Origin of the sequence: Kitasatospora sp. NPDC052896 (assembly GCF_044547075.1) — a bacterium.
In the GTDB taxonomy this organism is placed as follows: Bacteria; Actinomycetota; Actinomycetes; order Streptomycetales; family Streptomycetaceae; genus Kitasatospora.
Genome location: NZ_JBITZU010000022.1, coordinates 32,947 through 46,196, shown reverse-complemented (window position 1 = coordinate 46,196; position 13,250 = coordinate 32,947). Strand labels below are relative to the sequence as shown.

Sequence of the window (13,250 nt, the reverse complement as noted above, 5' to 3'; positions counted from 1 at the left end):
CCCGGGGCGGGGCCCCCCCCCGGGCCCCCCGCCCCCCCCGCCCCCCCCCGCCGGGGGGGCCCCCCCCGCCCCGGGGGGGGCCCCCCCCCGGCGGGGGGCGGGGGGGCCCCCCCCCCCCCCCCCCGCGGATCAGCTCGGGCTCGGCCTGGGAGCGCCGGCGCGCCAGCTCTCGCACGAGTCGCTCGTGTTCGCGCTCCAACTCGCCCTGCCTGGAGAGCAGTCCGGTACAGGATGCCTGCAGTTCGCGGAGCCGGACAGCCAGCTGGGGGAGTCCGGCACTGTCTGAGGTCGCCACCAGATCGGCGTCCTCGGGCTGGGGACGGTGGTCCTGCTGGGCCGTCCGCAGCCGGTGCCTGGCAGCCTGCGCCGTCTGCTGAGCGAACGCGAGATCCTGGTCCACCTTGGCCTGGGCCACGGCGGTCGAATCGATCAGGGCCAATTGCAGGCGCAGCGCGGTCTCATCGACGGGATGAGCCTCAGCCTGCGCCACGGCGATGTGCCGACGCAGTACCTCATGGTGGGCGGAGTAAGTCTCGGCAGCTTGGGCGACCTGCTGTTGGAGGGCGACTCGGCGTTGGGTCTGCTCAGCTCGTTCGCGCTGGATCTCGCCACGCCGCCGCCTGGTCCGCAGGCGGCCCCGCCCGTCGAGTTCGCGTTCCTCCGTGTCCAGCGCGGCCAGCGCGGCCTCGGCGTCGAACAGCGCGGCCCGCAGGTGCTGCTGGCTCTGCTCCCCCTTCTCGATCTCGGTCAGCCACTGCGCCACCTGCTCCAGCAGTTCCCGCTGAGGCGCCCAGCTCTCCCAACGCCCCCGCGCCTCCCGATGCTCGCTGGAGGCCTGCTCACTCCGGATCCGGGCGTCCGCCTCGCCCGCTTCGGCTGCCTCCAGTTCGATCGCGAGGCGCTCCACCAGGACGCCGTGGGCAAGACGTGTTTTGGCCTGCTCGTATGTGACGGGATCGAAGCCGGCGAGTCGGGTCTCCGTCTCACGCAGCTCGGTCAGCGCTGGTTCGCTTGCCAGGGCCGCGAGTTGCTCGGCGATCCCTTCCACTGCCTGCTCGGCCTCCGCCACCTTCGCCCGCACCAGCAGGGGCAGCGAAACCCGCGGGTCCTCGGCCACCTGGCGGAGCGCGGGAGAGCCGACCCGGACCATCAGGCCAGGTGACAGCGAAGAGCGGTCCTTGAGCACACCCTCCAACGCATTGTCCACCGCCACGTTCGTGCCGGAGACCAGCAGGACCCGCTTGCCCCGCAGCGCCAGGTCACTGAGCGCCCGGGTCAGCACGGTGGTCTTCCCGGTACCGGGCGGCCCCCACACCAGCCGCAGGCCCGGCGAGGTGCAGGCCAGGTACGCCTGTGCCTGGCCACCCTTCAGCACACCACTGCAGGCCGAGGACTCCGCGGGCGCGATCGCGTCGATCCGGCCGCCTACCAGCCGCTCCACGAGTCCGGTGTCCGACAAGGCCGCCAGCGCCTCGCGCAGTGAGCGAAGCAGGAAATCGGGCGGGCGCCGCACCGCCCACAACGCCAACCCGCTCCGGGGCGCGTGGGCCGCCACCTGGAGGCGTACCCGCTCCGACTCAACCCGCCAGCCGAGGACCGTAAACGACCGACCGCGCCGATCGCCAGGCCCGGCCCCGGTGGCCAGCCGCATGTCCTGGAGGTCGTCCGGATCGATCCGGCTCGTATAGGTGGGCAGCCCGTACCAGCCGTCCTCCAGGTAGTGCACGTCCCCGACCCTCGTGTGCCCCGGGGACTCCGCGCGACCACCGGCGCGGCCCTCTCCGGCCAGCACCTCGTCCACCGCCTGGACCAGCTGCTCGATCCACTGCGCCAACGTTCCCCCACCTGGCTCACCTGGACACAACAACGACTTCCGACGACTATCCCATGTTGATCACTCCCCGTGTGCGCTTGTTATACAACTCATCACGCGCCACTACGGCGACCGGCGAGCGAGTCCCGGCGGGAGGACGGTCTCGGCGGCGGGGGCGGCGGCAATACGGTCTGGATGGCGTCGGCGAACGGCAGCGCCCCGTCGGCCCACCATCCCGTCGCATTCCCCACAGAGAAGACCGTCGAGGCAAACGCACAGCCAGGTCCCTGGTGCGACTGCGGCTCCCAGGTACGCACGAGCAGCCCCTGAAGGCACCATGCCAATGGAATACGAGTCATGCGGTGGCCGGGCCGTCCCAGGACATTCGTCATACCGGGCTCGTCGGACACCACAGAACGGTCTTCGGCCAAAGTACGCAGCCCGCACGCCGTTCGTGCTCGGTGGAACAGTGCCCAGCGTGGCGGACTCCTCCGCAGGCCGACGAGATCTCGCCGGCCACTGAGCTCCGGCGCGCCTCCCCGTAGCAGGCCTTAGTGATCATGACCAGATCCATCAGTTACCAGCAGGTCGCGTTTGCCGAGTGAGCTTTCTCCGTCGATTCTGAAAAGCTTTCTTGCAAGCGCCAGTTGAGAGGATGAGCCTTGAAGCAGCCAGCGCTGCGTGCGGACGACCCGCAGGTCGTCAAGCGCACACGGGACCTGGTCGAGTACCTACGGGAGTTCGTACGAAGCTCCTACCGGCCGGTGCGCGACTGCTCGAAGTACCAGCAGGTGCTTTGGCTGGCGGAGTGTCCCGACGGGACCGTTCCCACGAAACCCGGGACCAACGGGGTGCTGTTCAGGGCTAAGCACCTTCCCGTACGGCCGGCGCCGCCGCTGCCTGGCGTCCTGCACGGCTGGATCGACCCTCAGGCCGTCGTCTCTGCGGCGGCCGGGGATCCGTTGCTGGCGGAGGTCGGTCCGGGCCAGGGATGGGTCCAGGATGACCAGGGAAACGTCCACGAGACCGACGAGGTGGCCCGGCAGGACGCACTGGAGGTGTTGAACGCCTACAGTCGCTGGCTTCCCGAGTGGCAGCGTTGGGCGGAACGCGAGCGAGCGGCCGAACCACATCGGCAGCTTCACCGCCGGCTCTACCGCATGGCAACCCGGGTCCAGCAGGAGGGCGAAGTCTTCGAGGTCGTCCTGGGCACGGGGCTGCTTGCACTGGACCGCGGTCGCAAGGGCGAGCGGGTATTTCGGCACGTCCTGACCATGCCACTGGTATTGACAGTTGATCCCGACACGGTGAACATCACGGTCTCGCTGTCGGCTGGCGACAGCCCACGTCTGGAGGACGGCGACTTCCTGGACGAGGCCGACGGCTACACCGTGCAACTGTTGAGCGCGTTGCGGTCGCGCGTGGACGATGGCGCGTTCCATCCGTTGTCCGAGGACGTGGTGGAGGTGCTGCGGTCGTGGTGTGAGCGAGCTTTCGGGATGGAGCACGCCGCCTGGTTCGACGGGTCATGGAGCCGTCCGGGGCAGGATGCAGTGTCTTCGGACGGCCCCCAGGTCTCCTTCGCCCCTGCGATCGTCCTGCGTGAGCGTGGCCAGGGATCGATGGTGACGTTCTATGACAGCATCGCGCGGCGACTGGCCCAGCCCGGCGCGGTGAGCCCGCTCGGTCTGGCGCAGCTGCTGTTCCAGCTAGAACCGGAGGAGCGCACGGGTTGGGGGTCCGGGGGCTCGGGTTCCGTCGCGCCGGCTCTCGGTCCGGACCCGTTGTTCCCGCTTCCCGTCAACCATGCCCAACGCGAGGTGTTGCGCCGGCTGCAGAAGGACACCGGTGTCGTGGTCCAGGGTCCGCCCGGGACGGGCAAGACTCACACGATCGCCAATCTGGTCTCGGCGCTTCTGGCCGATGGCAAGCGGGTCCTGGTGACGAGCGAGAAGGCCCAGGCGCTCAAGGTGCTCCGGGACCAGATCCCCCCGAGGCTGCGCCAGCTGTGTGTCCTGCAAGGAGACCGTCGGCACGAGGGCGGCGACGACCTCGGGCGATCTGTTCGCGCCTTGTCCCAGCTCAGCGCCTCAGTGACAACCGATCAGCTCACCGACCGCATCAGGCTCCACGAACAGGAACGGTCGGATCTGGAGAATCAGCAGGCACAACTGCGCGCTGACCTGCGCGATCTACGCGAGGCGGAATGGCGTGCGCACCCCGAATCCGACGTGGCACCTGGGTACTCCGGCCGGCTCGCCGAGATCGTTGAACTGGTCTCGAAGGGCACCGCACTGTACGAGTGGCTGCCTGTGCCGCCGAGCAATGCCCCCACCCACCCGCCGATCGCCGCGGAGCAAGCCCAGCGCCTTCTGGGGCTGGTGAGCCGCCACGGGTTCGAGGCCCTCACCCCGCAGACGTTCCTGTGCCCGGCCCCGCAGAGCCTGCCCGCTCCGGCCCGATTCGAGGGACTCGTGCGGCGGCTAGACACCGCCTTGCGGGAATCCAGTGCCGAGCCATCGCAGTCGGTGCTGGAAATGGCTGATCAGGGAACGGAGCTGATCGACACGCTCATCGACCTCCTAGACACGGCCGAACAGGCGCTCCAACAGGAAGGCTTGGCAGCGGACCCGACAACATGGTCGCCGAGTGAATGGGAGACCACCGCGCTGACTGACGGAATGTCCGACAAACGCCAGCAGTTGTGGGACGCGGTGCGCCGCTACTCCGTCCACGCCGAAGAAGTACGCGACCGTCTGCTCCGCATGTCGTTGGTGAATGTGGTGCTACCGCAGCAAGTGTCGCAGACCGACGAGCCCCACCAGAGGGCGGCTGCCCGGGAGTTCGCAAGCTACCTGCGGAAACACGGCCAGCCCAGCAGATGGGCCCCGAAGAAGCCCTTCCACAAGCAGGCCCGCCCCCTGCTGGAGAAGTGCCTGGTCAACGACCGCGTCCCGCGAACGGCTGACGAGGTGGAGGCCGTAGTCGTGCATCTCGAACTGCGTGAGTGCGTACGGCAGCTCGACGACCGGTGGCGAGTCGTGCAGGCGCCGAAGGCCGGAGGCGACCCCGAGGTGGCGCTGTCCGAGCTGCTGGACCGCTACACGCGCTTGCAGGCAGTGGACACGTTCACCAAAGCTGTCCGGACGGTCCACGATGCGCTGGTGCGGGCCCGGGTGAAGGCTACGGTCCGGTCCCCACAACAGTGGAACGAAGTGCGGCACACCGCCGAGCGTGCCAGGCTGGTGGTGACCGCCCGGCAGGCGGAACACGAACTGGCGCAGCTGATCGCGACCCTCCCCCAGCCCAGTAGCGCCGACGTGCCAGAACTCGCCGAAGTGCACCGTGCGGCGTCCAGCCGCAATGCGGACGCGTATGCCGCGGCGGTCGCCGGTGTGGCTGCGGCCTACCAGCGCGAAGCCGACCGCAGGCAGGCCGAGGAACTGCTGGCACGGCTGAGCGAAGGCGCGCCCGAGCTTGGACGCAGGTTCGCGGCCTCACCCGCTGACCCCCGGTGGGAGGCCCGGTTCGCCCTTCTCGACCAGGCATGGGCCTGGCGCCTGGCCCGGCGCTTCATGGACCGCATGCTCGCCCCGGGCCGCGCACCGCAGCTGGAGGGCAAACTCGCCGAGGTCGAGGCGCAGCTGAAGAACGCCAAGGAGCAGCTCGCCGCAGACCGTGCACTGCTTCAGTGCATGAAGCGTATGACGATCGGTCAGAAGCAGGCGCTGAGCGCCTACGCCACCTCGATGTCGCACGCCGGGCGCGGAATGACGGCCCAGGGCAAGCGGCATCTGGCAGCAGCCCGATCGGCGATGCGCGACGCCCGGGGAGCGGTTCCCGCATGGGTCATGCCGTTGCGGCAGGTGGTCGAGATGATCGACCCGGAGCCCGATGCATTCGACGTCGTCATCGTGGACGAAGCCAGCCAGGTCGGCCTGTCCGGCCTCTTGCTGCTGTGGCTGGCACCCCGTGTGATCGTCGTCGGCGACGACAAGCAGTGCGCGCCGTTCTACACCGGCAGCAAGCACGACAAGATCAATCAGAAGATCGACGACCGGCTCGCCGGCTTCACGGCATGGCAGCGAGACGGCTTCAACCCGAAGTCGAACCTCTACGAGCTGCTGTCCGCCCGTTTCCCCGAGGTCATTCGCCTGACCGAGCACTTCCGCTGCATGCCGGAGATCATCAAGTGGTCCTCGCAGCAGTTCTACCCGGACAACGAGCTGGTTCCGCTACGTCAGTACGGCGCTGACCGGCTACCGCCCCTGAAGGTCGTACATGTCCGCGAAGGGCACTGCGAGGGCCTGCGCGAGCACCTCGTCAACCGGCCCGAGGCCGAGCGCCTGGTCGGCACGCTGCGGGAACTGATCAGCGATCCCGCGTACGCCTCGCGGAGCATCGGTGTCATCGTCCTGCGCTCCGGTGCGCAGACGCGCCTGCTGGAGAATCTGATCGACACACAGATCGACCTCCCGGCACGGGAGCGACACCGGATCCGGGTCGGAACCGCCGAGCAGTTCCAAGGTGACGAGCGAGACGTGGTCCTGCTGTCCATGGTGATCGACGGCGACCACAACCGGGCACTGACCGGCTTGAACGACGGCAGGCGCTTCAACGTCGCAGCGAGCCGTGCCCGCGACCAGATGTGGCTGTTCACGTCCGTGACCACGGACCAACTGAGTCACGACGACCTGCGGCACTCCCTACTCACCCACATGCTCAAGCCGCCGGTCCTGCACACCACACCGCCGGCCCTGGCGGCAGTCTCTCCCGACGAACAATGCGACCCATTCCAGTCGCTGTTCGAACAGCGGGTTTTCCTGGCAATCAGGGGACGCGGGTACCACGTGATCCCCCAGTGGAAGGTAGCGGGCAAGTCCATCGACCTGGTTGTGGTCGGAGAGAACACCAGGCTGGCCGTGGAATGCGACGGCAGCCCCTACCACTCCACCAGCGAGCAGATCCGGGACGACTACGAGCGCGAGCGGGACCTTCGGCGTGCCGGATGGACGTTCTGGCGTGTTCGCAGCAGCGAGTTCGCCTTGGCGCCCGACGAAGCCCTCGTGCCCCTGTGGCGCAAGCTCACCGCTCTCGACATCCACCCGGGCGCGGCCGACCCCGAACCGCTTACCCCGAGCGAGGCGAGCACCTGGAGCCCGGTCGAGCTCCACGACGAGCCACAGGACGGGGAAGACGACGAAGACCCGACCACCGACGACCTCGAAGGGGTCCTGACGTGAACCAGCCGTTCGACGAGAGTGTCCTCATCGAAATCGCCCATCTGATCTGCGGCGACGATCCCCCGCTGCCGTACCGAAAGGGCTACGAGATCGTGGAGTTCCTCCGGCGCGCGACCTGGGAGGATGTCCCCGACCACGACGGCACGCCACGGCACCAGTGGATGCTCGAACTGCTCTGCGAACGCCAAGCGCAGGGCACCGACGACGCCCTGTTGGCGGTGCTGCGGCTGGCCGACCGGCGCGAGTATTTCAACCAGCAGCGCGAGTACGAGGCGACCGTAGCCCGGCTCGGCGACATCCTCGCACTGGAGGGCCTGCGCATTAGCCATGCCGAGGGTCGACCGATGCTCGTCCCGATCAAGGCGGACACCGACGCGCGACTGCAGATGACGAAGGTCGAACTACGCGTCTCCGTCTCGGAGGTGGTCCGAGATCCAGCGCTGGCAGCGGCCGTCCAGCTCAGGCTCGACGAGGCACGCACCTGCTACGAGCACGGAGCGTACACGTCCGCCGTGATCATGCTGGGCAGCCTTCTGGAAGGCGTCCTCGCGCACGCCGCCCAGACACGAGCAGGTACCACCAGGCCACGAAGGCCGCTGCGGGACATGGGTTTGAAGGATCTCGTGGTCTTCGCCCACACCAACGGGTGGATCGAACACGATGCCAAGCTCGCGTCGGAGCTCGTAAGGCACTACCGCAATCTGGTGCACCCACTTGCGGAGCGTGAAAGCGGGCACAGTCCTAACCGCGACACCGTCGACATGTGCTGGCCTGTCGTCAACGCGACGCTCAACGACCTGGCCGCCACCGCCTCCCCAGCCCCGTCGCACCAGGCTTCACCACCTCCGACTGCCGGGACACCCCGTCCGTCCCCAGCCACCGTCGCTCAACGCCGTCGGCCGTCCCACCAGCCCGAACGCTCACAAGCCCGTTCGCAAACCGGATTCGGGCCAGCACGGTCAACTCCAAGCCCCAAGTGAAGGTTCGCCCTGGGCCCGCCCCGCAGCGGCCCAGGCTGCGGGACACGCCCGAGGTGAAGGTGGGGAGCTTACCGTCCTTGAGTTTGAGTTCGTTGATGCAGACGACGATGTCGCTGGCCGACTTGACCTGTGGTCCGTCATCGACGTTGCCTTCGAGGGTGATCACCTAGCCATTCCTCCAACGACCTGCTCGGCGATGGCTCCGTGCAGATGTGGGTGGTACCAATAGGTGCCGGCGGGGGGCCGGTCGGGGCGTGGAAGGTCGTCGTGTACCGCGGCATCGGCGGCGGCCTTCTCCGCCGTCCGCCGGGTGAACTCGTGCAGGACGTTGTCGGCGTGTCCGAACAGGAAGACGTGCATCCCGTGGGTGTGCAGGTTGAAGGTGTTCAGGTGGTGCAGCGCGTTGTGGTCGCCGCCGTGGGGCGGATTGGGCGGCAGGCCGGTGACGTGTCAGCCGCAGGGCGTCCCCGTCGCGCACGCGCAGGGTCGGCCCCGGGAGCGTCCCGTTGTAGGTACGCGTGGTGACCTGGCCATAGCCGGGTACACAGACGTCGGTGAAACGGACGTCCGGCGTCTGCTCGACGACCGGTGCTCGGGCTGGCCGCGCTCGCACTGACCGCCACCAGCTCGGCGCGCCGCTGACCCGCACCATCCCGTTCGGGCCGTGAAGCCTTCCCAGGCGAAGGTGCAGGTCAAACGGACAAGGAGATAGTGATCAAGTAACCATGCCCAGAGGAGGGGAACTTGAGTCACAGTCACGCGCTACTCTTATAAAAAAGCGCCCGCAGATGCGGTGCGATTCTCATAAGACCCGGAGGCTTCGTGCTCCTCAACGCTGCTCTCGGCAACCCGAACGACAGCGCACGGCTGCTGGCCGACATGGGGCTGCGCCCCGAGTACTTCGACCGTGCCATCCGTATGGGAGAGCGGTCCCGCGAACAGTGCACCAAGGACGACGCCAAGAACGCCCCTGGCACCCAGGACTACCTGACCCGTGTGCGGGAGCTCCGGTTCACCCTGCGCACCGAACTGAACTGGAAGCGCTACGACCCCAAGCAAGCGCCCCTGATCGTCAACCCTGACAAGACGATCGGCATCGGAGTACTGCTGGGGGACGCGCGTACAGGCCTTCCCGGGAACCCGCAGCCGCGCAGCCACCGGCCCGCTGGCGTGACGAAGGAGGCTGCAGTCGTCCGCAACCAGGGCCTGCAGCTCCCCCTGTTCGCGCCTTCGGTCGAACCTGACGAGGTGCACCTCGACGACGACGAGTACGCCAGCCTGGCCACCTGGTACCTGCTGACCTATCGCTTCGAGGGGCGCAAATCGAACACTGTCGAGATCCGCAACGAGCTCTCGCTCCCCGACAGAGTGGGGCCAATGGGGCGAATCGACAACTGGAGGGCCCGAATCATCCTTCCCCCCGTTCGAATCCCCAAGATCCAGGACTACACTGGCGATCAACCCGCAGCTTACGTCGTAGACGTCCAAGAGCGGTGACAGCCTGCACATCGACCAGCTAAGGACGACGAGGAACCATGATCAATTCCTCGCGCATCGTCGCCGCTCGCAAGCGGCGCGGCTACACCCTCAACGAGTTGTCCACTCGCGCGGGAGTCAGCCTCCAAAGCCTGTCGAACTATGAGCGTGGGCGGACCGAGCCAGCCGCCGACAGCCTCGCGCAGCTGGCCTCCGCCCTCGACTTCCCGGAGTCGTTCTTCTACCAGCCCGACCTCGACCCCATTCCGCTCGAGGCAGTGTCCTTTCGAGCCCGCAGCAAGCTTGCTGCAGGCCCACGCGATGGAGCTCTGGCCGCCAGCCGACTCGCCCTGGAACTCCACGACTGGATCGAAGACCGCTTCAGGCTTCCCGTCACAGATGTGCCCACACTGGGAAAGCCCGACCCCGAAACCGCAGCTGAGATGGTGCGCGCCCGCTGGGGTCTCGGACACACCCCAGTCGGCAACATGGTCCACCTCCTGGAAGCCCACGGAGTCCGCGTCTTCTCCCTGCCCCCGGAGTACACGGACGTTGACGCCTTTGCCACTTGGCGAAACGGCACGCCCTTCGTCTTCCTGAGCACACTCAAGACGCCAGAGCGAGGCCGATTCGACGCAGCGCATGAGCTCGGCCACCTCGTGCTCCACGGAGAGGACCGACCGCTTGCCGGACCCCAAGCCGAACAAGAGGCCAATGCGTTCGCCAGCGCTTTCCTGATGCCACACACCGGCGTGCTGGACCACGTGCCGCGAGCGCCCCTCGTCTCACAGATCCTTCAAGCCAAGGCGATCTGGAACGTGTCCGCCCTCTCCCTCACCTACCGCCTGCACGACCTCGGACTCCTGACCGACTGGCAATATCGGCGCACACTCATCGACCTCGGCGAGCGGGGCTACCGCACCGGCGAACCCAAGGGCATGCCCACCCGAGAGAGCTCCCAGCTCCTAGACAAGGTCTTCCGCAGCCTCAAGGCCAAGGGGTCAAGCATCCCGGACGTTGCCAGGGAACTGCACGTCACGCCCAAGGAGCTAAGCAGTTGGGTCTTCGGCCTGATCGTCACAGGAAGGAACGGTGACAGCGAGCGGCCAGCCAGCGGCACGTCGCAAGGCCGGCCGCACTTGGAGCTCGTCCGCTGACACGGCCCGCCGCACCAGCGAGGCTCGAAGCCGTTCCACACATCGGAAGCTCCAACCTGCCGGAAGACATAGCGCGAGAGCATTCGTACGTTCACGCCGCTGCTGCGCATCAAGAAGCCGGACGGTACCACCCGCGATGTGGAACCAGGACGACTACACCGCCACGTGCTTCAGGCGACCAGCCCCAGCGTCGCCAACCGAACGGATTGACGTGCCGTCCACCTAATCAAGCCCAGTGATCTCATGCCAACGTCAGGCGTACCCGTGGAGCTCGCTTTAGGGGAACCACTCCCAGGTCGTCCTCAGCGAGGTCCGCCCGCCATCCAACACCTTGGCCGGCAGAGCCTGTGCCCTGCCGAGCACGGCGAGGTCCGACCCGGCCGTGTGGGCCGTCACCAGCTCGATCAGGGACCGAATCCTCGAACCCCGGCGGGCCACGTGGAACCGGACTATTCACTGGCGGGCACGGGCGCACGAGCGGTAGGAAGACCGGATGACCGTAAGCGACAACCCCACCGAGGCCCTCGTCGACCGGCGCATCCTGCGCCCCACCGTCCTCGACCTCGGCGACGCCCTGCTGCGCCCGTGGGGCCGGACCCTCGACGTGCCCGGCGGCATCGTCCCCGCGCTCGTCGCGGCGTCGGCAGACCCGGACATCGCCCGATGGAACCCGCTCAGCACCACCGATCCGGCCGCCGCCGAGGCCTACCTCGACCGCGCGGACGCCCGCTGGGCCGAAGGCACCACGGCCGGCTTCGCCATCACCGACAGCGCCGACGGCACCCTCTGCGGCAACGCCTTCCTGCAGTGGAGTAACCAGGCCGACGGCATCGCCATGGTCGGCTACTGGTTGCTCACCGCCGCCCGCGGCCGGGGCCTCGCCACCCGCGCCACCACCGCCATCACCCGCTGGGCCGTCGAGACCGCCGACGCCCGCCGCATCGAGCTCTACCACGCCGTCCGCAACGACGCCTCCTGCAGGGTCGCCACCCGCGCCGGCTTCCCGTACGAGGGCACCCTGCGGGCCTCCTATCGCTACACCGACGGCTACCAGGACGAGCACCTGCATGCCCGCCTGGCCACCGACCCGGAGTGACGACGGCGGCCCGATCCGGACCCCGAGCGGGACCCACCGGCGTGGGCGCGGTTCTGTCTGCGCGCCCACCACCAGCAGCCCCAGGCTGTCGAACGCCAGGTCAGCACCACCCGCGAGGTCTGGACCGCCCTCGACGAAGCCGTCGAGCAGCGTGGCCGGCCCGACCGCATGCTGTACGCCCCTCTTGACGCACCGCACCGATCTGCTGCGCATCAAGAGGCCGGACGGTGCAGCCTGCGTTGTGGAACCAGGATGGCTACGCCGCCGCGTGCTTCAGGCGACCAGCCCCAGCGTCGCCGTCCGAACGGGTTGACGTGCCGTCCGCCGAATCGAGTGCGGCGGAAAGAGCCTTGACGGCTTCGTCGGCGGAGTCTTTGAGGAGGTGGCCGTAGAGGTTGATGGTGATGGCGAGGGTGGAGTGGCAGGGTCTTGGAGACTACGGCGATGGGGACGCCGGCGGCGATCATGATGCTGGCCGCGGTGTGCCTCAGGTCGTGCAGGCCGATGCGGGGCAGTCCGAGTTCGGCGGTGCGCTTGCGGAGCTGGTTCAGGACCCACTGGGGGCGCAGGGGCAGGCCGTCGGGGCGGGCGAAGACGAGCCCTTCGAGGCGGCCGTCGGGGTGGGCGGCCATCTGGAAGGCGGCTTGGCGGTGGAGGGCGGTCATGACTCTGGGGGAGAGGCTGATCCAGGCGCGGCTGGCTTCGGTTTTGGGTTCGCCGAGGTGGAGTTTGCCGTTGTTGACGGCGGCGAGGTTCCAGCGGACGAAGAGCTTGCGGTCCATGAGGTGGACGTCCGACCAGTGCAGGGCGAGGATCTCGCCGCGGCGCAGGCCGGTGCCGAGCATGACCTCGAACAGGTCGGTGAGCCGGTCGGCGTAGTGCTCGGCGTTGTGCCGCAGGAACGCGGCGGCCTCATCGGGGGTCCAGCAGGTGCGCTCGGCGGCGCGGGGCTTGGGTGGGACGGAGTGCTTGGCCGGGTTGTAGCGCAGCCGCCAGGACCGCACGGCGGCGTTGAGCGCGATACGCAGGGTGGACACGACACGGTAGACGGTCACCCGGCCGCGCCCGGCGTTCTGCTGGGCGATGATCCAGGCATCGATGTGCTCGGGGCGCAGATCGAGGAGGCGGCGGCGACCGAAGGCGGGGATGAGATCACGCTCGACGCAGTCCGCGTAGCCGGCGTAGGTGTTCGGCGCCAGCCGCGTCTTCTGCACGGCGAGCCACTCGCGCAGGTAGCTCGCGACGGTCGTCCGGCGGTTCTCGTACACGCCACGCAGCTCCCCGTCCAGGACCGCCGCCATCTCACGGGCCGCCTCGGCACGGCTGGCGAAGCCGCCACGCCGGCGGGTACGCCGCCGCCCTTCCTCACGAGCGAGATCGACGCAGTACGTCCACTTCCCGTGCTTGGTGTCCGTGATCAGTCGCGGACACCACGGACCGAGCTGCTTCTTACTCCCGTCAACGCATCCGCACCGCCGATACACC

Annotated in this window: 8 protein-coding genes; 5 read left to right on the top strand and 3 right to left on the bottom strand. The window is 68.3% G+C overall.

Annotation, left to right across the window (positions count from 1 at the left end; genetic code table 11):
* A partial coding sequence (locus ACIGXM_RS29675; RefSeq protein ID WP_396566223.1) for an AAA domain-containing protein occupies positions 1-1,834 on the bottom strand: 1,834 nt, incomplete at its 3' end.
* Between the two features lie 641 nt (positions 1,835-2,475).
* On the opposite strand from ACIGXM_RS29675, the gene ACIGXM_RS29670 reads away from it, so the two are divergent.
* Both ACIGXM_RS29670 and ACIGXM_RS29665 read left to right on the top strand, forming a co-directional pair.
* The gene (locus tag ACIGXM_RS29670) at positions 2,476-7,056 is read left to right on the top strand and encodes an AAA domain-containing protein (RefSeq protein WP_396566221.1); all 4,581 of its coding nucleotides are present in this window, start codon (positions 2,476-2,478) and stop codon (positions 7,054-7,056) included.
* Positions 7,053-8,036, top strand: coding sequence for a hypothetical protein (locus ACIGXM_RS29665; RefSeq protein WP_396566219.1), 984 nt, complete (start codon positions 7,053-7,055; stop codon positions 8,034-8,036). Before ACIGXM_RS29670 ends, ACIGXM_RS29665 begins: the two co-directional genes overlap by 4 nt.
* A 162-nt stretch (positions 8,037-8,198) precedes the next feature.
* Here the strand turns inward: ACIGXM_RS29665 and ACIGXM_RS29660 are convergent, their stop codons facing one another.
* Positions 8,199-8,396 (bottom strand): hypothetical protein, encoded by a 198-nt coding sequence (locus ACIGXM_RS29660; protein WP_396566217.1) that lies wholly within the window; start codon positions 8,394-8,396, stop codon positions 8,199-8,201.
* Between the two features lie 462 nt (positions 8,397-8,858).
* Between ACIGXM_RS29660 and ACIGXM_RS29655 the strand changes: the two genes are divergently transcribed.
* The 3 genes from ACIGXM_RS29655 (at position 8,859) to ACIGXM_RS29645 (ending at position 11,765) form a co-directional block, all read left to right on the top strand.
* The gene (locus tag ACIGXM_RS29655) at positions 8,859-9,533 is read left to right on the top strand and encodes a hypothetical protein (RefSeq protein ID WP_396566215.1); all 675 of its coding nucleotides are present in this window, start codon (positions 8,859-8,861) and stop codon (positions 9,531-9,533) included.
* 38 nt (positions 9,534-9,571) lie between these two features.
* Positions 9,572-10,669: a helix-turn-helix domain-containing protein gene (locus ACIGXM_RS29650; RefSeq protein WP_396566213.1), complete on the top strand. Its 1,098-nt coding sequence runs from the start codon at positions 9,572-9,574 to the stop codon at positions 10,667-10,669.
* A gap of 493 nt (positions 10,670-11,162) precedes the next feature.
* A complete protein-coding gene (locus ACIGXM_RS29645) occupies positions 11,163-11,765 on the top strand; it encodes a GNAT family N-acetyltransferase (RefSeq protein ID WP_396566211.1) in 603 nt (200 codons plus the stop codon).
* A gap of 212 nt (positions 11,766-11,977) precedes the next feature.
* Here the strand turns inward: ACIGXM_RS29645 and xerC are convergent, their stop codons facing one another.
* The gene (gene xerC, locus ACIGXM_RS29640; protein WP_396566209.1) at positions 11,978-13,066 is read right to left on the bottom strand and encodes a tyrosine recombinase XerC; all 1,089 of its coding nucleotides are present in this window, start codon (positions 13,064-13,066) and stop codon (positions 11,978-11,980) included.
* Positions 13,067-13,250 lie beyond the last annotated feature (184 nt).

Excerpts from the sequence above, each read along its gene's own strand:
- ACIGXM_RS29660 (WP_396566217.1), bottom strand. The coding sequence starts at position 8,396 with ATGCACGTCTTCCTGTTCGGACACGCCGACAACGTCCTGCACGAGTTC.
- ACIGXM_RS29650 (WP_396566213.1), top strand. The coding sequence starts at position 9,572 with ATGATCAATTCCTCGCGCATCGTCGCCGCTCGCAAGCGGCGCGGCTAC.
- ACIGXM_RS29645 (WP_396566211.1), top strand. The coding sequence starts at position 11,163 with ATGACCGTAAGCGACAACCCCACCGAGGCCCTCGTCGACCGGCGCATC.
- xerC (WP_396566209.1), bottom strand. The coding sequence starts at position 13,066 with ATGGCGGCGGTCCTGGACGGGGAGCTGCGTGGCGTGTACGAGAACCGC.